This is a genomic window from Mycobacterium sp. E3298, from assembly GCF_001666895.1.
In the GTDB taxonomy this organism is placed as follows: domain Bacteria; phylum Actinomycetota; class Actinomycetes; order Mycobacteriales; family Mycobacteriaceae; genus Mycobacterium.
Genome location: NZ_LZJB01000523.1, coordinates 1 through 16,807, shown reverse-complemented (window position 1 = coordinate 16,807; position 16,807 = coordinate 1). Strand labels below are relative to the sequence as shown.

The 16,807-nt window shown below is 63.7% G+C and carries 18 protein-coding genes and 2 pseudogenes; 4 read left to right on the top strand and 16 right to left on the bottom strand.

The annotated features are described in order from the left end of the window. The first annotated feature begins 441 nt into the window (after positions 1 to 441). Together lpdA and A9X05_RS32400 are read left to right on the top strand one after the other, a co-directional pair. Positions 442 to 1,851 carry a dihydrolipoyl dehydrogenase gene (lpdA, locus tag A9X05_RS24075; RefSeq protein WP_067784454.1) on the top strand — a complete coding sequence of 470 codons (1,410 nt, stop codon included), beginning with the start codon at positions 442 to 444 and terminating at the stop codon, positions 1,849 to 1,851. Positions 1,852 to 1,934: 83 nt separating this feature from the next. Next, positions 1,935 to 2,156 (top strand): annotated as a pseudogene (locus tag A9X05_RS32400) (FAD-binding protein); the annotation flags it as partial. Between the two features lie 3 nt (positions 2,157 to 2,159). On the opposite strand, the pseudogene A9X05_RS32395 reads toward A9X05_RS32400, so the two are convergent. The 9 genes and pseudogenes from A9X05_RS32395 to A9X05_RS24040 all read right to left on the bottom strand — a co-directional run bounded on the left by A9X05_RS32395 (position 2,160) and on the right by A9X05_RS24040 (position 9,083). After that, positions 2,160 to 2,503: pseudogene (locus tag A9X05_RS32395) on the bottom strand (four-helix bundle copper-binding protein). A 121-nt stretch (positions 2,504 to 2,624) separates the two neighbouring features. Further along, positions 2,625 to 3,128 carry a DUF421 domain-containing protein gene (locus A9X05_RS24070; RefSeq protein WP_067784451.1) on the bottom strand — a complete coding sequence of 168 codons (504 nt, stop codon included), beginning with the start codon at positions 3,126 to 3,128 and terminating at the stop codon, positions 2,625 to 2,627. A gap of 34 nt (positions 3,129 to 3,162) precedes the next feature. Continuing rightward, a complete protein-coding gene (locus tag A9X05_RS24065) occupies positions 3,163 to 3,591 on the bottom strand; it encodes a Rid family hydrolase (RefSeq protein WP_067309093.1) in 429 nt (142 codons plus the stop codon). Positions 3,592 to 3,853: 262 nt separating this feature from the next. Continuing rightward, entirely contained in the window at positions 3,854 to 4,129 is a 276-nt protein-coding gene (locus A9X05_RS30105; protein ID WP_082956190.1) for a DUF6510 family protein, read from the bottom strand. Next, a complete protein-coding gene (locus A9X05_RS24060; RefSeq protein WP_067309090.1) occupies positions 4,123 to 4,884 on the bottom strand; it encodes a ferredoxin reductase in 762 nt (253 codons plus the stop codon). Before A9X05_RS24060 ends, A9X05_RS30105 begins: the two co-directional genes overlap by 7 nt. Before the next feature lie 8 nt (positions 4,885 to 4,892). Further along, positions 4,893 to 5,492 (bottom strand): sulfite oxidase-like oxidoreductase, encoded by a 600-nt coding sequence (locus A9X05_RS24055; RefSeq protein ID WP_067784448.1) that lies wholly within the window; start codon positions 5,490 to 5,492, stop codon positions 4,893 to 4,895. Between the two features lie 28 nt (positions 5,493 to 5,520). Beyond that, positions 5,521 to 6,888, bottom strand: coding sequence for an NAD(P)/FAD-dependent oxidoreductase (locus A9X05_RS24050; protein WP_067784445.1), 1,368 nt, complete (start codon positions 6,886 to 6,888; stop codon positions 5,521 to 5,523). Positions 6,889 to 7,183: 295 nt separating this feature from the next. Further along, complete coding sequence (locus A9X05_RS24045) at positions 7,184 to 8,599, bottom strand: NAD(P)H-quinone dehydrogenase (RefSeq protein ID WP_067784442.1); 1,416 nt, start codon at positions 8,597 to 8,599, stop codon at positions 7,184 to 7,186. Between the two features lie 52 nt (positions 8,600 to 8,651). Continuing rightward, a complete protein-coding gene (locus A9X05_RS24040; protein ID WP_067784439.1) occupies positions 8,652 to 9,083 on the bottom strand; it encodes a DUF5709 domain-containing protein in 432 nt (143 codons plus the stop codon). 485 nt (positions 9,084 to 9,568) lie between these two features. Here A9X05_RS24040 and A9X05_RS24035 point away from each other — a divergent pair, with 485 nt between their 5' ends. Continuing rightward, positions 9,569 to 10,123 (top strand): sigma-70 family RNA polymerase sigma factor, encoded by a 555-nt coding sequence (locus tag A9X05_RS24035; protein WP_067275715.1) that lies wholly within the window; start codon positions 9,569 to 9,571, stop codon positions 10,121 to 10,123. 67 nt (positions 10,124 to 10,190) lie between these two features. On the opposite strand, the gene tal is transcribed toward A9X05_RS24035, so the two are convergent. The 4 genes from tal to A9X05_RS24015 form a co-directional block, all read right to left on the bottom strand. Then, positions 10,191 to 11,279, bottom strand: coding sequence for a transaldolase (tal, locus tag A9X05_RS24030; RefSeq protein ID WP_067784436.1), 1,089 nt, complete (start codon positions 11,277 to 11,279; stop codon positions 10,191 to 10,193). Positions 11,280 to 11,435: 156 nt separating this feature from the next. After that, on the bottom strand, positions 11,436 to 11,984 hold the full coding sequence (gene msrA, locus A9X05_RS24025) for a peptide-methionine (S)-S-oxide reductase MsrA (protein ID WP_067275642.1): 549 nt from the start codon (positions 11,982 to 11,984) through the stop codon (positions 11,436 to 11,438). Continuing rightward, entirely contained in the window at positions 11,981 to 12,469 is a 489-nt protein-coding gene (gene msrB / locus A9X05_RS24020; RefSeq protein ID WP_067784433.1) for a peptide-methionine (R)-S-oxide reductase MsrB, read from the bottom strand. The genes msrA and msrB overlap by 4 nt, the downstream gene beginning before the upstream one ends. 28 nt (positions 12,470 to 12,497) lie before the next feature. Then, positions 12,498 to 13,268 (bottom strand): SDR family NAD(P)-dependent oxidoreductase, encoded by a 771-nt coding sequence (locus A9X05_RS24015; protein ID WP_067784429.1) that lies wholly within the window; start codon positions 13,266 to 13,268, stop codon positions 12,498 to 12,500. Positions 13,269 to 13,788: 520 nt separating this feature from the next. Here A9X05_RS24015 and A9X05_RS24010 point away from each other — a divergent pair. Continuing rightward, entirely contained in the window at positions 13,789 to 14,100 is a 312-nt protein-coding gene (locus tag A9X05_RS24010) for a putative quinol monooxygenase (protein WP_067275652.1), read from the top strand. A gap of 65 nt (positions 14,101 to 14,165) precedes the next feature. Here A9X05_RS24010 and A9X05_RS24005 read toward each other — a convergent pair whose 3' ends face one another. The 3 genes from A9X05_RS24005 to A9X05_RS32390 all read right to left on the bottom strand — a co-directional run bounded on the left by A9X05_RS24005 (position 14,166) and on the right by A9X05_RS32390 (position 16,249). Beyond that, on the bottom strand, positions 14,166 to 14,792 hold the full coding sequence (locus tag A9X05_RS24005; protein WP_067784426.1) for a GNAT family N-acetyltransferase: 627 nt from the start codon (positions 14,790 to 14,792) through the stop codon (positions 14,166 to 14,168). A gap of 103 nt (positions 14,793 to 14,895) precedes the next feature. Beyond that, positions 14,896 to 15,630: an NADP-dependent oxidoreductase gene (locus A9X05_RS24000; protein WP_082956191.1), complete on the bottom strand. Its 735-nt coding sequence runs from the start codon at positions 15,628 to 15,630 to the stop codon at positions 14,896 to 14,898. 88 nt (positions 15,631 to 15,718) lie between these two features. After that, positions 15,719 to 16,249: a hypothetical protein gene (locus A9X05_RS32390; RefSeq protein ID WP_231978463.1), complete on the bottom strand. Its 531-nt coding sequence runs from the start codon at positions 16,247 to 16,249 to the stop codon at positions 15,719 to 15,721. Between the last annotated feature and the right edge of the window lie 558 nt (positions 16,250 to 16,807).

The following is a 16,807-nucleotide window of genomic DNA, read 5'->3' as shown; positions in this document are numbered from 1 at the left end:
GAACGACCGAACGGCCGCGCCCGCCGGTCACCCTCACCCGGGTGAATCGGTGACGAGGGCGATGACATCTCGCCCGGCTCGGCGACACTCTGGTCGATAAAGAGTTGCTGATGCTTCTACGCAGGTCGCGGCTCTCGGGCAAGCCGCCGTGTCTCACCGATGGTTCGCACTGACACCGCGGCCAAACCGCAAGCATGTCGGACGAACAAGAAGGGGCACTAACCGGTGAACCCCAGAACAGCACTACGACTTTGCGATAGAGCGTTGCCGCGCCATCGTCTCACCAGTCGGGTCGCGCGCAATGTCATCGCCATCGAACACTTCGTGGCGGTCCCAGCCGATTGAGTGGGACGAACAGCCGAGTCGGATGCCGATGTGCCTGCGAAGGTTTCGGCGCCGGCGACCGACGATCTACTTATCACCCAAGGAAGGCACCTCGCGATGAGTGCACCAGTACCCCCGGAATATGACCTGGTGGTCGTCGGCGCCGGCTCGGGCGGATACGTCGCTGGCATCCGCGCAGCCCAACTCGGCTTGGCCGTCGCCATCATCGAAGAACGCTACTGGGGCGGGGTCTGCCTCAACACCGGCTGCGTGCCGTCAAAAGCCTTGCTGCGCAACGCCGAGATCGCCTCCATCCTGAAGCACCAGGCAGACGAGTTCGGCATCCGCGGCAACATCCACCTCGACTACGCCCGTGCCGTGTCACGCAGCCGCGAAGTCGCCGACGCCCGGGTGCGTGGCGTGCACTTCCTCATGCGCAAAAACAAGATCACCGAAATCGACGGGCGCGGCCGCTTCACCGGAGCCCACACACTCGACGTCGAGCTGCGTGACGGCGGCACCAGCACCCTCCGCTTTGACAACGCCATCATCGCCACTGGCTCACGAGTGCGGACGCTGCCCGGGATCACCCTGAGCGAGAACATCGTGACCTACGAACAGCAGATCCTCGACGCGACGACACCCGAGTCCATCATCATCATCGGCGCCGGCGGAATCGGCATGGAATTCGCCTACATCCTCGACAGCTACGGCGTCGACGTCCAAATTCTCGAGTACGCTGACCGCGCACTCCCCAACGAAGACACCGACGTCTCCAAGGAACTGACCCGCCAGTACCGACGCCGCGGCATCCCCATCCACACCAATACCCGGGTGGACGCGGTGATCGACCAAGGCGACCGCGTCACCGTCACCCACACCGACGGCAGCGGCCACACCACCTCAGTCGACGCCGCCCGCGCTTTCATCTGCATCGGATTCTGCCCCAACGTCGAAAACCTCGGCCTCGACAGGCTCGGCGTGCACCTCACCACGAGCGGGGCAATCGACATCGACGACTACATGCGCACCTCGGCTCCCCACATCTTCGCGATCGGCGACGTCACCGCCAAAGTGCAACTGGCCCATGTCGCTTCGGCCCAGGGAATCGTCGCCGCCGAGACCATCGCCGGCGCGCCGACCATGCCCTTGGACTACCGCATGATGCCACGAGTGACGTTCTGCCAACCCCAAGTTGCCAGCTTCGGTTACACCGAAGACCAGGCCCGCGCCACCGGCCGCGATATTCGCGTCGCCACGTTTCCCATGCAGGCCAGCGCAAAGGCGCACGGCCTCGGCGAACGGGCCGGCTTCATCAAACTCATCGCCGACGCCGCGCACGGCGAGCTACTCGGAGCCCACCTCGTCGGTGCCGAAGTCAGCGAGCTACTGCCCGAGCTCACCGCAGCCCAGCTCTGGGACCTGACCGCCACCGAGCTGGCCCGCAACGTGCACACCCATCCCACTCTGGATGAGGGACTACAGGAGTGCTTCCATGCGCTCACCGGACACGCCATCAACCTATGAGGCCGACACCGAGTGACGCTCCCACGGCGCGCCGGCCCCGCGGACGACGAACGCCGGTCCGCTCCATCGAGCACCACCGATTGATGCGGGCCGCGGACCGGCTTCGTGATGTCATCGTTGTCGGGTCAGGCCCCGCCGGCTACACCGCGGCGATTTACGCCGCGCCCGCTGGGCTTGGCACCCTCGTCGTGGAGGGCGTAACGCCCGGCGGTGCGCTGATGTCCGCCGGGTTGGTGGAGAACTATCCCGGGATCGGTCCGTCCGTGCGCGGACCCGCGCTGGTGGCTGCGATGCGCGACCAGGCATGGTCACACGTCGGCGCAGATGCGGCAGTGCTCATGATGCGCAGAGTGCAGATCACATTCGTCGCCGCAGGCCTTACACGTAACCGCGCATGCCTCCAGCACCGCTTGGGTGACGGTTGCGTCGTATGCCGTGTGACGAGACAATACGCGGCTCGTAGTCACGCAGATGTCGGCGCAGTCAAGGTTTGTGCGAATGCATTTCGTGAGATGCGCGAGCCGCTCCTCGCTATGGTCGGAGTCCGCGCACGCCGTGCAGGCTTGAGCGCACTCTATGCAGACTTCGATACATCTGATCAGTTTGGCGCTGTCCCGGGATAGGTCGCCAGCATGTTGCTCACGGTGCTCATCGAATCCCTCCTCTTCATCTGTCCTGAACTGCGTCCGTCCGCGACGTCGCCAGCGAAATACGCTGTAGTGAAAAGCGCTTCGATAGATCTCTCTTCGTGAAGCCGGACGTAGCTGTCCGGTTCATCCGGCCGGTTTTCCCTTTACATCCGTCAACAAAATCGAGATTGCGCCCTTGGCTTCGAAGATCGCCAGGTGAATACGATCGGAGCTCTCGTGTCCGTGCTGTCGTAGCACAGCCTCGAGATCGGCAGTGGTCATTCCGCATCGACGAAGGTTGCGTCGGTCGACGTGTCCGTTGCGGATCAGCACTTTGAGAGGCGGATCGATGACACGTCGAATCGCCGGAATGAAGCGCAATCTCGCTAGTACAGCGTGGGCGACGAGAAGACTGATGAGCGCCGAGGTTGCGTTCAGCCACGAGCTATCGCTGGCGGTTGCAGCCCGACCGACGATGGCTCCGGCCGCCACCGCAGCGATCCAGTCGAATGGCGCGAATTCGGCGAGGGTCCGGCGCTCCATGAAACGAAAGAGGATTGCAGCGGTGAGGAATAGCGCCGAGGCTTTGACGGCCGCATCGACCGCGCCGGGCGGGTCACCAATCAGGGAATGAAATATTCGGTCCACCCGTGCCTCCGACCTCGCGACTGAGTGCAGACGTCTACTTCCTGCCCGAGTCGACGATCGCGACGACCTCGATCTCGACACGCTGGCCGGGCAATGCGAGCGCCTCAACGCCTAGCGCGGTCCACAGCGGCATACTCGCGCCGAATCGCTTGCGGAACTGGTTCACCATCACCGCCATATGTTCAGTCCCAATGGAATCAGGGGTCGTGGGGACATGGTAGGAGTGGACGTTCACGACGTCGCGCCAGCTGGCGCCGGCCTCAGCGAGCGTCTTTTCAACGTTGTCGCACGCCCGGACTATCTCCTCCTCCAGGGGTGTGGCCGGCATGGCGAAGTCCGCGTCCCAGCCACCTTGGCCGGAGATCTCGATGCGATCACCGATGCGAAGAGCTTGGCGGTAGTGGTTTCGAGTGCGGGCTATCTCGCCGTACCCGGGGGTGTCGAAGAACTCGAGTTCAGCCATGCTTCGGCCTCTTCTCCTCGTCGATTGTTGCCGCCTAGGTCGTTGCGACCGATCTGCTTGCCCGAACAGGTCGGTCGGTCCGGGGCCCACAACCCGGATCCAACGACAACTATCCGTCGGCGTGGGGTGAGGTGTCCTCATCCGGCTGGGTAATTCACCCGGGTGGAAACCGGCGCATGGCGTGGACGCCGCCGCAGTCGCCCCATCGCATCCACGATGTCGGCGGTACCCACGCGGCGGGCAAGTGCGTCGAGGGACTCCATCAGGGGGCCGGGATCGGGACACGCCAAGACTGGGCACCGCGGAAGTCGAGCCACACTTCGGTGGGCGTTCGCACCAGGCGGGCAAGGACGTCTCCGCAGCATGGACAACGCACCACGATGCCGGGTCCGCGTTGATAGACGTGACATTCGGCGAAGGCCCTGGCGCAACCGCATTTCCCACAAGTCAACGTCGCGGTGGTGACGTCGAATCCCAGTACTTCTGCGAAGACGCCCGCGGCCGCGTTACCGTCGACGTGCGTTGGTTCGGTCACCACTCCTCGCTTCCGGATTGGCTGCTCGGCCCGAACCGCTCGGTCCGGATCGCTGACGGTTGATGCCCCTGCTCGATCAGCATCGCGGTGACCGATTCTACGAATCCCGTTGGACCGCAGACGTATACGCGTGTGCCGACGATGGACGCCCACTCGGATGCCATGTCAGCGATACGGACCCGCCCCGGCGGCCGAGTCGCCTCCGCTGGGGCCACGCGGGTGTAGACCAGCCCAACCTGCAGCCAGCCGCATTCGCGCTCGAGCCGGCTCAGCTCTTGGGCGTAGTACACGTCGCCGGGGCTGCGCACCGAATAGACCAGCCGAAAGTCGGCGCTGCCCGCCACTACCCGCTGTCGAAGCATAGCCATCAACGGCACGATTCCCGATCCGCCGCCGATGAGCAGAACCCGAGCGGCGTCGTCGTCAGGCTGCCAGACGAACCAGCCGCCGATGGGTCCTCGGAGTTCGACCTCGTCTCCGGCGACAAGCCCGACGAGGTAGGGTGAGACTTCCCCATCGGGAATCTGCTGCACGGTGAGCTCGATGCGCTCACCGTCGGGTGGTTTGCTCAGCGAATAGCTGCGTTGCGCGGTGTACCCGTCTGCGGCGGTCAGCTTGAGATCAATGTGCTGCCCCGCCAAGTGGCCGCCCCAGCCCGGCACGGTCAGCTCTATCGTGTGCGCAGACTCCGTCTCGGGCTCAGAGTCCACCACACGCGCGACTCGCCACCGTAACTTCGGTCTCAGGTGACCATCCACAACCGTCGTCAATCCCCGGCGTAGCGTTGTTCTTGCCACGGGTCGCCGTAGTTGTTGTAGCCCAACCCCTCCCAGAATCCCGGTATGTCGCGGTCGCGCAGCTCAATGGATCTCACCCATTTCGCGGACTTCCAGAAGTACAGGTGCGGCACCAACAGTCGTGCCGGCCCGCCGTGCACCGCGCTAAGCGGTGCGCCCTGGTAGACATAGACGATCCAAGCCTTCCCACCGAGAAGGTCGCCCAACGGAAGATTGGTGGTGTATCCGCCGTAGGAACCGACCAGTGCGAATCTGGCGGTGGTGTCGATCGATTCGAAGAGCGTGTCCAGGGAGACGCCTTCCCACTCGGTATCCAGCTTGGACCAGGTGGTAACGCAGTGAATGTCCACGGTGAGCCGCTCACTGGGCAGGAGTTTGAGCTGGGCCCAGGTCCACGAGTGTTCAGCGCCGCGCTCGTCGCGAATGGTGAATCGCCAGTCATCAAGATCGATCCGCGGAGTGGGTCCCGCTTGCAGGACAGGGAAGTCCACGGTCAAATGCTGCCCGGGCGGGAGCTCACGCACCGACTCGCCGCGTCGTCCGCGAAAGCCCTTGTTGACGATGGTCATTGGTGTTCACCACGCTGCTTGCTGAATGTCATTCCGCGCCGGCCGCCTTCGGTAGCTGGACGACTGCGCCGGCCGTGTATTCGGCGTCAGTGCCCGGATCGAATCCCATCGACAACACGGTGCGGGGGAAGAAGACATCGGTGAGGTACGCCAGCGCGACTGCCCAGCGGTTGACGAGCCGGGGAAGCGCATAAAGGTGGTAGGCGCGGGCGACAAACTTCGCGGCATAGCCCGATAGGTGGATGCCCAGCGGGTTGGCGACGGCATAGCGTGGACCCAAGTCGACCACCATGCCCTGATCGCTGTGGCGGTAATCCTTCCGCACACCGTAGCCGAGGCTGGCGGCGACGTTGCGGGCCAACGTCTTACCTTGCCGACTCGCATGCTGGGCGGTGGGCGGGGCGATCTTGCCCGGCTGGGTAAGGTCCGGGACCGCGGCGGCGTCGCCCGCGGCAAAGACCTCGGGATGACCTGGTACCTGCAAGTCGGGCTGCACTTTCAGCCGGCCCCGTTCCGTCTCCAAGCCCAGTGTGGCGATCAGCGGTGACGGGGTCACGCCGGCCACCCACGCCACGGTGTAAGTGTCGATGCGTGAATCATCGCTGAGCACAACATGATCGGCGTGGACCTCCTTGATGGTCGTCCCCAGCCGCACGTCGACCCCGCGAGAGCGCAGCACACGCATCGCCGCGTCGCCGAGCTTCTGCCCCAGCTCGGGCATGACTCGGTCCGCCAAGTCGAGCAGCACAAACCGCACAGAGGCCCGATCGAAACCCATTTGCTTCGCCGCTGCGTCGGCGAGCGCGCGCAGCTGCGCCGTCAATTCGGAACCGGAATACGACGCACCGACAACGACAATCGCGCGGCGCGCTGCGGCGCGTGCCTCGTTTTCGTCGACCTGAGCCAGTTCCAACTGCTCGATCACACGATCACGAAGATACAGCGCCTCGGCCGTCGACTTCAGACCGTGCGCGTATTTGGCCAAACCCGGCGTATCCAAAAGCCGGGTCACCGAGCCCGGTGTTAAGACCAGCCGATCCCACGACAGCGTCCCTCGCCGACCCTCCGGATCGGTGAACGACAGTAGACGCCGATCGAAGTCAACGCTATCGACCAATCCACGCACCGCCCGCACGCCCGTCAGCGTTCCGGCCAGCGGGACACAGACAAACCGGGGGTCCACCAGCCCACCGGCCACATCCGCCAGCAACGGCGTGTACTGCAGATAATCGACCGCCGAAACGATGGTCACCCTCACATCCGAGGCGCGCGCCTTATCAAGCCGTCGGGCCAGTCGCCGCGCGCACTCGAAACCGGCGAAGCCGCTGCCGACGATCACAACCGAGGTGGTCGGTGGCGCCTTCTGCGGTTGACGGCGGGCCGAGACCGGCTTCATATCTCTTCTCCTGTTTGGCATCTGGGTGGCGACGTGGTGTTGACGATCGATCGCACGACGTTGTCGTGCTCCTCGGTGACCACGCGACTGCGGCGCGGTAGACAGCTGTGGAGATATCCAGCACGAGCATCGCCCGACGCCGACGATCTGTCATCACTCCTCAGGCCGATTCACCCGGGTGATAATGCTCAATCCGCAATCCGGCTACACCGAATCGACTGCTCGTGCGGGCTGAGTGACGCGTGCTTCGAGGGAGTGCGAGCGGCGCACCTCGTCGACCTGGTGAATTCGTGCATCAGTCGAGCTCGGAGCGGGCTACGAGCCGGCGGGCCACCTCGGTGATCGAACCGGACAGCGACGGATATACCGCAAGCGTCTGCGCCAAATCATCGACGGTTATGCGGTTTTGAACAGCGATCGCGATCGGTAGTATCAACTCGGAAGCGATCGGCGCGACCACCACGCCGCCGATTATCACGCCGCTGTCCCGTCGGCAAAATAGCTTGACGAATCCCTGATGCAGCTCCGACATTTTCGCCCGCGCATTGGTTTTCAACGGCAGCATAATGATGCGGGCCTGAATGGACTCCTGGTCGATCGCGGCCTGCGAGACACCGACCGCCGCGACCTCCGGGTGGGTGAACACCGTCGCCGCAACGGTACGCAATCGCAGCGGATTTACGGCCTCACCGAGCGCGTGATACATCGCGATGCGGCCCTGCATGGCTGCAACGGAGGCCAACGGCAAAAGACCGGTGCAGTCCCCCGCCGCGTAGATGCCCGCGACCGATGTGCGCGATACACGATCGACTGCAATGTAGTCGCCGGGCCCTGATCCGATGCCCACACGCTGTAGGCCTAGCCGGCCGGTGTTGGGGACTGACCCGAGTGTCATCAACGCGTGGGTGCCTTCGACCGTTCGCCCGTCGGCCATTGTCACGAGCACCCCGCCGTCGGTGCGCCTCACGGATTTTGCCCGGGCGCCCTTGATTACTTCGACGCCACGTTGGGCGAAAGATTCCTCGAGCACCTGTGCGGCGTCGGCGTCCTCGTGCGGCAAAACCCGGTCGCGGCTCGCTACCAGCGTTACCGCCACACCCAACTCGGTGTAGGCATTGGCGAATTCGATACCAGTCACCCCGCAACCCACCACGATAAGGTGGTCGGGCAGCGAGTCCAGGTCATAAAGCTGGCGCCAGGTCAAGATCCGCTCGCCGTCGGGGTGTGCCGACGGCAGGATCCGGGGGCTGGCGCCGGTGGCGATCAACACGACATCGGCATCGCGGACCGTCGTACTGCCGTCACGCGCGGTGACTTTGACGCGGTGGTGTGCCAGATCGGGAGCCGCATCCACCAATTCGCCGCGGCCGGCGATCAACTCAACGTCCATAGCCAGCAGCTGGGCCGTGATATCCACCGATTGCTCAGCGGAGAGCGCCTTGATCCGCTGGTGGACTTCTGCCAAACAAATCTTGGCGTCGTCGACGTGGGCGTCAAAACCCAGCCTGGTCGCCCGCCGCAGTTCGGTGCGCAGCCCCGTCGAGGCGATAAAGGTCTTCGACGGCACGCAGTCACACAACACCGCGGCACCGCCGACCCCGTCGGAATCGACAACGGTGACGCGCGTTACGGCAGGACCTCGTGCCGCCGCTACTAACGCTGCCTCATAACCGGCCGGGCCACCGCCAAGGATCACAATGCGGGTTACCACGGCTCAGATTTCACCCACTGGCCGCACGGTAGGTCATCGGAGACGCCATACCTCACCCGCGCTCCTCGTCGACGACGATATGCATGGCGGCTTCCTCCGCCGAGGCGGCGCCGCCGTCGATGCCGACGTCGTGGGCAAGGTAATCCGCACCCGGATCAGTTGAATCGACGTCGAAGGCGACAAGCCGGCCTGCGCGCACATCGCCGACCTGATCGTCGATGGGCTCGCCGTCGCTGTCGGTGCTATCACCAATCCCGTCGCCATCCCACTGGTCGGTCACGTCGGGCACCTCACGGGCCAGTCGGCGCGCGAGACTCTCATGGGTGCGCGCTTCCGTCGCGGTCAGTCCCCACGCTCGCAGTTCGCGGGGGCGTTCCGGAGGCGAGTAACCTTCGTCGAGGTCGATGCCCGTCTGTTCTGAGTCCAAGCTTTCTTCTGGCTCGAGCAGATGGGCCTGCACATCATCGAATTCAGAAATCCCCACCCGGCACCGTCTCCGTTCCGTAACTGCAAAGGTTTCGACAACAACACACAGCTGCGCAGCCATCGACGTCGTGATCATGGCGGGCAGAAGGGTGAGCTGTCGTCGTCCACCTCGGTCGATCACCCGGGTGATCTGGCGGCCAACTTGACCTGGCAGCGGCGCGGGCGCTCATCCGGATGAAATGTCCCGGCGGGTGATGACGGCTCACCCCGCGGTGATCGATGCTGGCACCAGTTGGCAAGCGCAGGTGCTGTGGAGGTTAGATGCGATGACAGGCGCACGTGCAGCTAGCGGCTCACGCACTTGGTTGGCGCAGTCCGTGAGACGCCGGCCCGTCGAGCAGGACAGGCCTTGCCTCGCGCCCGCGGCCTGCTTGGCTGGTGCTCGCGAGGGCGAGCCACGCTGCACGCCACTACTTTTCGCGGTAGCGGGAGAATAACGTGGGTTACGTACGAGCTGAATCGACGAAGGCGCCAGCCGGCGCGCTGAACGCTCACTTTGAAAGCGCCATCACCCCGCTCCTTGAGCCGCTGTATCGGCGCGCTCTTCGAATGACCTCCAATCGAGTGGATGCGGAGGATCTGGTGCAAGAAACGCTGCTCAACGCGTATGCCGGTCTCGGGTCATTCGAGCCCGGGACGAACCTCAAGGCATGGCTGCGGCAGATCATGACCAACACTCATATCAGCAGTTATCGGCGGCAAAAGCGCCGTCCCGCCCAGCATCCGGCTGGTGAGATCACCGATCAACAGCTCGTGGTCAATGCCCCCTGCACCCATCGGTTCCTACGGTCGGCCGAGGACCAGGCGCTCGAGATGCTGCCAGACCCCTACCTCAAGGCTGCAATGATGCTCTTGCCTGAGCAGTTTCGCATCGCGGTGTATTTCGCCGACATTGCGGGATACACGTATAAAGAGATCGCCGTCCTGACGGACACCGGACCAGGAACCGTAAGTTCCAGGCTCAATCGCGGCCGAAAACAGTTGCGCGATTTGCTATCCAGCTCGCCAACTAATCACGAGGCGCGGGTAGCGAGTTGATGCTGCTCGACCGGTAGATCAGCTGGCCCGATGACCACAACAAGCGCTCAGCACACGGCAAGCGTGGTTAGCGTTGAACCGACCGCGACCAGGACGCAGCGAACTTGGACACCCCGTCGTGTTCCAGGAGAGCGAACACATCGTGCAGGTCGATGCCGAGGGCGGTCAGCCGGTCGAACACCTCCTGGGCCTGCGCCGCCTTGCCGGTCACGATGTCACCGACGACGACGCCGTGATCGGCGACCGCCTCCAGCGTGGGCTCTGGAATCGTGCTGACGGTGTTGGGCGCCACCAGTCCGGTGACGTACATCGTGTCGGGGTAGGCGGGGTTTTTCACTCCGGTGGAGGCCCACAGTGGTCGTTGCAGGCGAGCACCCGCGGCGCGCAACGCCGCGTAGCGCGGCTCGGCTTCGAAGACCTGCTGATAGGCGGCGTAGGCCAATCGGGCGTTGGCGATGCCCGCCTGTCCCCGCAGCGCGAGCGCCTCATCGGTCCCGATTGCCTCGAGTCGCTTGTCGACTTCGGTGTCCACCCGGGATACGAATAATGATGCTACCGAATGGATTTGGGATAGGTCGGCGCCCGCGTGCCGGGCGGTTTCGATGCCGGCCAGATAAGCGTTCATGACCGCCCGGTAGCGTTGGACGGAAAAGATCAGCGTCACGTTGACACAAACACCCTTGGCCAACGCCGCGGTGATTGCGGGCAGACCGGCGGCGGTGGCCGGTATTTTGATTAGCACGTTGGGCCGGTCGACAATCTTGGTCAGCTCGACCGCCTGCGTGACTGTCGCATCGGTGTCGTGCGCGAGCGACGGGTTGACTTCAATGGACACTCTTCCGTCGACGCCGCCGGAACCTTCCCATTGTGGACGCAGGACATCGCAGGCCGCCCGGACGTCGTCGGTGATCGCCGTGCGGACCGCGGTGTCGATGTCCGTGCCGCGGGCCGTCAGCTCGGCGATCTGGCCATCGTAGGCGCGGCCGTTTGCAAGTGCATGCTCAAAGGTGGACGGGTTAGTGGTCACGCCGACAACGCTTCTCGTGTCGATAAGCTGTCGCAGCTTGCCGGATTGCAGCAGACCGCGGGACAAGTCGTCCAGCCAAACCGACACTCCCGCCGCCGACAACGCGGCCAGGTTCGGGTTCTGAGTCATCCCGTCGCCGCCGCTCGCCCATCGCTGGGCCGCGGTAGAACCCACCCCACGGCGCATGCTGTGCCAGAAAGCACCAGCGGCGCGTACGCGCTCAACAGCACCTGCCAATGCGGCGGGGCTGTCGCCCTGTCTTGTGTTACCGAGCCCATGTCGTTGCTAAGCCGGCTTGTCGCGTCCAGCCGCCGCCGCCTTTGCCCCGTCACCGCGGTTGGGTACCGTCCAATCGGGGCGGACGTAGTGGCAGGTGTAGCCCGATGGGTAGCGCTGCAGGTAGTTCTGGTGTTCGGGTTCGGCTTCCCAAAACTCACCGGCCGGGTTCACCTCGGTGACGACTCTGCCGGGCCACCTCCCGGAATCCTCGATGTCGGCGATGGTTCGCGTTGCGATTCGCTTTTGCTCGTCGTCCAGATAGAAAATTGCCGACCGGTAACTGGTTCCGACATCATTGCCCTGACGGTTCTTGGTGGTCGGGTCGTGGATCTGGAAAAAGAATTCCAACAGCGCCCGATAATCGGTCTGGTCTGGGTCGTAGGTGATTTCGACTGCCTCGGCGTGCCCGGGGTGATTGCGGTAGGTGGGGTGTGTGTTGCTGCCACCGGTGTAGCCGACACGGGTGGTCACCACGCCGGGCTGCGCGCGGAAGAGGTCCTCCATGCCCCAAAAGCACCCGCCCGCGAGAATAGCGATCTTGTCGTGCCCGGTCATGATTGTCGCTCGCCGACGCTTTGGGCCTGTTCCGATACGTCGTTCGCGAACAATCGCAGATATCGTCCATAACCCTGGGCTTCCAGGTCATCGCGGTGGATGAATCGCAGCGATGCCGAGTTGATGCAGTAGCGCAGGCCGCCCGCTTCTCGGGGGCCGTCCGTGAATACGTGCCCCAGATGACTGTCGGCATGGGCGGAGCGCACCTCGACCCTTTGCATGAAGTGGCTAACGTCGCGCCTCTCAACCAGGCTGTCCGAGTCGATCGGCCGGGTGAAGCTGGGCCAGCCACTTCCGCTGTCGAATTTGTCCACCGAGGCGAAAAGCGGTTCGCCAGAAACAATGTCGACGTAGATGCCTGGTTCATGGTTGTCGCAGTATTCGCCTGTGAACGGAGGCTCCGTGCCGCTCTCCTGGGTGACGTGGTATTGCTGGGGGCTGAGCGCGTCGACCGCGGCAGGATTCTTGCGGTATTGGTGTGACATCTGGTCTCCTTCGTTCGAGCAGGCTTGTTTAGTTGCGCCCGGCCATGATGCCGCCGTCGACGTTGAGAATCGCACCGGTGACCCAGCTGGCCGCATCAGACAGCAGATACGTCACCGCGTTGGCCACGTCGGCGGGGTTCCCGACTCGTCCCAGCGGATGAAGCGGCGCGAAAGTGGCAAGCGTGGCGTCGATCTCGTCCTTCGGGATGAAGCCCTCGTAGAGCGGGGTCTTGACCACAGCTGGCGCCACCGCGTTGACGCGAATGTTGTGGCCGGCGAGCTCGATGGCCAGGTTGTGGGTGAGCGCATGCAGGCCGGCCTTTTGCATCGAGTAAACCGACGAAGGAGTCAGACCGATCGCCTGGTGTGCCCACATGCTGCCGATGTTGACGATGGACCCGCCCTCCCCCTTGGCGATCATGCCCGCGACAACGGTCTGCGTCAGGAAGAACAGGGCATAGTTGAGCTCCATGTACGAGTCATAGGTCGGCGCGTCATATTCGAGAAACGGCTTGGGGATGAAGAATCCGGCCGCGTTGACGAGCAGCGTCGCATCGCTGTGGTTCTCGGAAAGTGCGCGCTGAACATCGGCGACCGCGGTGCGATCGGTCAGCTCCGAGGTGATCCCCCACGCCTGGCCGCCTTCGCCCGTCAGTTCGGTCACCGTGTCATCCACACGGTCTTTCGACCGTCCGATGATCACCGCGCTACCGCCGTGGCGCATGACGTCAACGGCGACCTGCCGGCCCATACCGGCGCTGCCCCCGACGACGACGACCTTCTTGGAATCGAAGTGCATGGTGAGACCCTTCTGCTAATCGTTCTCGACGGCTCGCCGCTGGGCCATCGCCTTTGCCCGGCAACGCGATTTGTAGCCTTGGCGTCGACGTCCGGCGCCCCGATATCAAAGTCGAACTGCCGTCGAGTCTGCTGCGTCGCGGGGTGAGCCGTCATCACCCCGGCGTCGGTTCACCCGGGTGAGTTGTGCATCCCCGAGGCCAACATCGACTCCGCGGGGACGCTCAGAGGCCGGCCGAGTCTGCTGAGTTATGAACGCGCAGTGGGTAATTCAGCGTGGCCGCAATCACCGAGCGGGTAGGCTTGCCTAGAGTCTTAGCGATGCTCACGACAAGATGCGGAGCAAAGCGATGGCGAATGTCGTTCACCAAGTAGGCCGCCATATCCCCGGCAGTCAATTCCATTGCGGGTGACGCACCATCAATTGCGTCGTGGCGGTACAAGAATGATGGCGCCGGCGAGGTAGTTACTTGATCCCGTGATGTCGAAGCCCTTGAGAAGACAGTGAAGGAGCGTCAAACATGTACGGGCCAGATGAAGAAGTAGTGCTGATCACCGAGGCCGTGGCTTTGCCGGGCAAGGGAGACGACCTGCGACGCGCGTTCGTTGGGTTAATTCCTCCGTCGCTGGCCGAAGGAGCCGTTAGCACCTTTAGGCTGCACGAAGATCGCGATCGGCCCGGGCATTTCACACTTTATCAGCGGTTCCGCAACCAGCACGGGGTCGACCTCCACGTTCAAACCGATCATTTCGCGCTCAGCGTGGAAGCCTTGTCACAGTTTGCTCAGGACGGCGAGGCCCAGACCACCTTCTACCGGGTGGTGAGTGGCTGAGCCTCCAGATGTCGCGACAAAAGCTTGGCCAACTTCCTGCTTAGGTTACATCCAGGCTAGACCGCTTACGGAGCCTGCGCACACGCCGGCTCTGGCAGATCAAGGTCCGCTTTGTTTAGTCGATAGACCTCAAGGGTCAGGTTGTAGTACTTGTCGGTTTCACCGACCCATTCCATGCCCACTCGTCGAGCCGTAGCCACTCCGCGATCATTGCCTGGCCGCACGACTGCGAAAACCTCGCTGACACCGATATTTGTGAATGCTTGATGCGCCACCGCATGACCGGCCTCCGCACCGAAACCGTGCCCCCATAGAGCCGGCGCAACCTGCCAGCCGATCTCGAGATCGGTGCAGCCGGGTGGTAGAGGAAGCAGTGCCACTCCCCCGACTAAGTCGCCGGAGTACCTATCGGTGATCGCCCACCGTCCCACGGGCAGGGCGGATCCGTCGCTCTGCCGGATCCATTCGCCCAAGAGATGACGCATGTGGGCGCGGTCGGCGATCAACGGCAGCGCCGGACACAGCCAACGCGAAACCTCCGGCGCTCCGTATATCCCGTAGGCGGCACGGTCGTCTTCGAATTGCCATGGGCGCAACTGGAGACGGGCCGTCAGGATGCGTCGGGTGTGGGGGTCCCATTCGACGTGACGGTGATCATCCAATGTCGCCTCCTTCAGATCGTGAAAACTCATACTGGAAAAAGTGACCCACTAGGAAAGCAACGCCGGTAAAGAAGGTGACGATCGCGGTCGGCGTGGTACCGACATTGAGTGGTCGCCGAGTTGAGCGGTTGGCCTATGCCTCGGCGACGCGTAGCACAACTTTCCCCTTCTTCCCGCGCTGCTCGGTGCGCGCAAAAGCCTCTTGGAATTGGTTCAGCGCAAAGACCGTGTCGATCTGCGGATGCAGCTCCGGAAGCGCCGCGAGCTGCGCTCCGTTCGGCTCCACAACGAAGTACTGCGCGCCCGGCGTCTCGGCCGCGATCGTCACGATGCGCCCGGCGCGCTCTGCGCTACGAGCAAGCGCCTCACCGCCGGTGGTGTCGAACAGGAGGTCGCAGTCCTCTCCTTCGCCGACCAGAACCGCCCCGAGGTGCCGTGCGAGTTGAGCGGCGATGTGCCCGACGCCGCCGTGCACGCCCGTGATGAGCACGCGCTGCCCGGCCGTGACCTTGCCGTGGACGACCAGCGCCTGAAACGCGGTCAGTCCAGTCATCGGAAGCGCCGCGGCTTGCTCGCGGCTCAATGCGGATGGCTTCGGAGCGAGCAGGGATTTCGGTACCGCGGCCCACTCGGCGGCGACGCCGTCGTGGTCGAACGGTGTCAGCGCGATGACCTCCTCGCCGGTCGATTCGACGACACCGCACAGCTCATATGAGGGGATCGCCGGCAACCGATCGGTCGGCCAGGCCAACTCACCCCGTGTGATCGCCGCGGCATGGACCCGCACAAGCGCCTCGTCCGGCCCGGGCTCGGGTTGGGCAATCTCTTCTAGTCGTAGTCCGTCCGCGTACAGACGTATCGCCCTCATGAAATTCTCCTTCGTATGATTTGTGATTACACAACGAATAGTGCTGACAGCACTTAGCTTTTCGGGTTCAGCTCCAGTGTCGGGGTTTCTAGAGCATCACCACAACCTGCAGAATGTCGGAGACGAACACGATCGACCGGTCGCAGGTCGGGCATCGAGCGATGCGGCGGGAAAGCCACCGCACCGGCGCCGCCGGCCGTAACTCGCGCACCGTGCACTCGGCCGTGTATTCCAACGCGTCGAGATGGCCCTCGCACACGAAGCCGCACGCATTGCCGGCCTCGTCACAGTCAAAGCGCTTGCAGTGACCGACCATGTGGAATTCGATATAGGCCTCCGCCGGTTGTTTGCACCGAAATCCGTTGTCCAAGAATGCGATCTGACATTGAGGGGCGAAATCAAGATGTTCGATGCCACGGGGAGCCACTGCCGGGTTACCCACCAGCGGGGTGCCGCTTGGGCTGGCAACTGCACCATCGACCGCGCCGCGCGGACGCTCATTCCGTCCAATCTGAACCGGCGAACTCGTGTTCGCGGCATCAATCGGTTGGCGGTCGAACCTCGCCGCGCGGACGCAGTGGACTGACGTCGGCGGACATCCGCCGTAGCCGTTGGGCATCGGCGTTACCCTCTGAGCGTCAAAGTCGATGGGCACGTCGTGGTACTCCTGTGATTCTGCGTCGAGACCCCGTTAGGCGGTCCGCTCATCAGTGAGCTTGACGCGCGCCGGGGTGAATAGTCATCACCCCGACCGATCATTCACCCGGGTGAGTGACACAAGCGCACATTGGGTGGGCCAACGTTATGGAGTAACCGGCGTGCGGTCCCGGGAAGACACCAATTCGCGGGCTCGCGACCTTAGTGATCTCGGTTACGGTTGGGTGATATGTCGCTTCGAACGGGTATGCGTGGGCGAACCCATCGCTATCACGATCGGAGCGCGCCGATGGCTACCACGGTCAAACCCCGTACGGCCAGGCTCGCGCTGGTCGCCGTGGCCGCGGTGATCCTCGGGTTCGTCGCCATGTGTCATTCGAGTGACACCGACACCGGCAATGCCGCCAAGCCGACGGTGCCGGCGGCGGCCGCACCCAGCCCACCGCCCAGCGCGTCCTCGTGGTCGTCGTCGCGCATGGCGATCTCCTCGAGCACCACGTCACGTTCCAGCTCGACGTCC

Bases quoted from the DNA above. Each gene is read 5' to 3' on its own strand.
- lpdA (WP_067784454.1), top strand. From the start codon at position 442: ATGAGTGCACCAGTACCCCCGGAATATGACCTGGTGGTCGTCGGCGCC.
- A9X05_RS24065 (WP_067309093.1), bottom strand. From the start codon at position 3,591: ATGGCTGAACTCGAGTTCTTCGACACCCCCGGGTACGGCGAGATAGCC.
- A9X05_RS24055 (WP_067784448.1), bottom strand. From the start codon at position 5,492: ATGACCATCGTCAACAAGGGCTTTCGCGGACGACGCGGCGAGTCGGTG.
- A9X05_RS24050 (WP_067784445.1), bottom strand. From the start codon at position 6,888: ATGAAGCCGGTCTCGGCCCGCCGTCAACCGCAGAAGGCGCCACCGACC.
- tal (WP_067784436.1), bottom strand. From the start codon at position 11,279: ATGACTCAGAACCCGAACCTGGCCGCGTTGTCGGCGGCGGGAGTGTCG.
- msrA (WP_067275642.1), bottom strand. From the start codon at position 11,984: ATGACCGGGCACGACAAGATCGCTATTCTCGCGGGCGGGTGCTTTTGG.
- msrB (WP_067784433.1), bottom strand. From the start codon at position 12,469: ATGTCACACCAATACCGCAAGAATCCTGCCGCGGTCGACGCGCTCAGC.
- A9X05_RS24015 (WP_067784429.1), bottom strand. From the start codon at position 13,268: ATGCACTTCGATTCCAAGAAGGTCGTCGTCGTCGGGGGCAGCGCCGGT.
- A9X05_RS24010 (WP_067275652.1), top strand. From the start codon at position 13,789: ATGTACGGGCCAGATGAAGAAGTAGTGCTGATCACCGAGGCCGTGGCT.
- A9X05_RS24005 (WP_067784426.1), bottom strand. From the start codon at position 14,792: ATGAGTTTTCACGATCTGAAGGAGGCGACATTGGATGATCACCGTCAC.
- A9X05_RS24000 (WP_082956191.1), bottom strand. From the start codon at position 15,630: ATGAGGGCGATACGTCTGTACGCGGACGGACTACGACTAGAAGAGATT.
- A9X05_RS32390 (WP_231978463.1), bottom strand. From the start codon at position 16,249: ATGCCCAACGGCTACGGCGGATGTCCGCCGACGTCAGTCCACTGCGTC.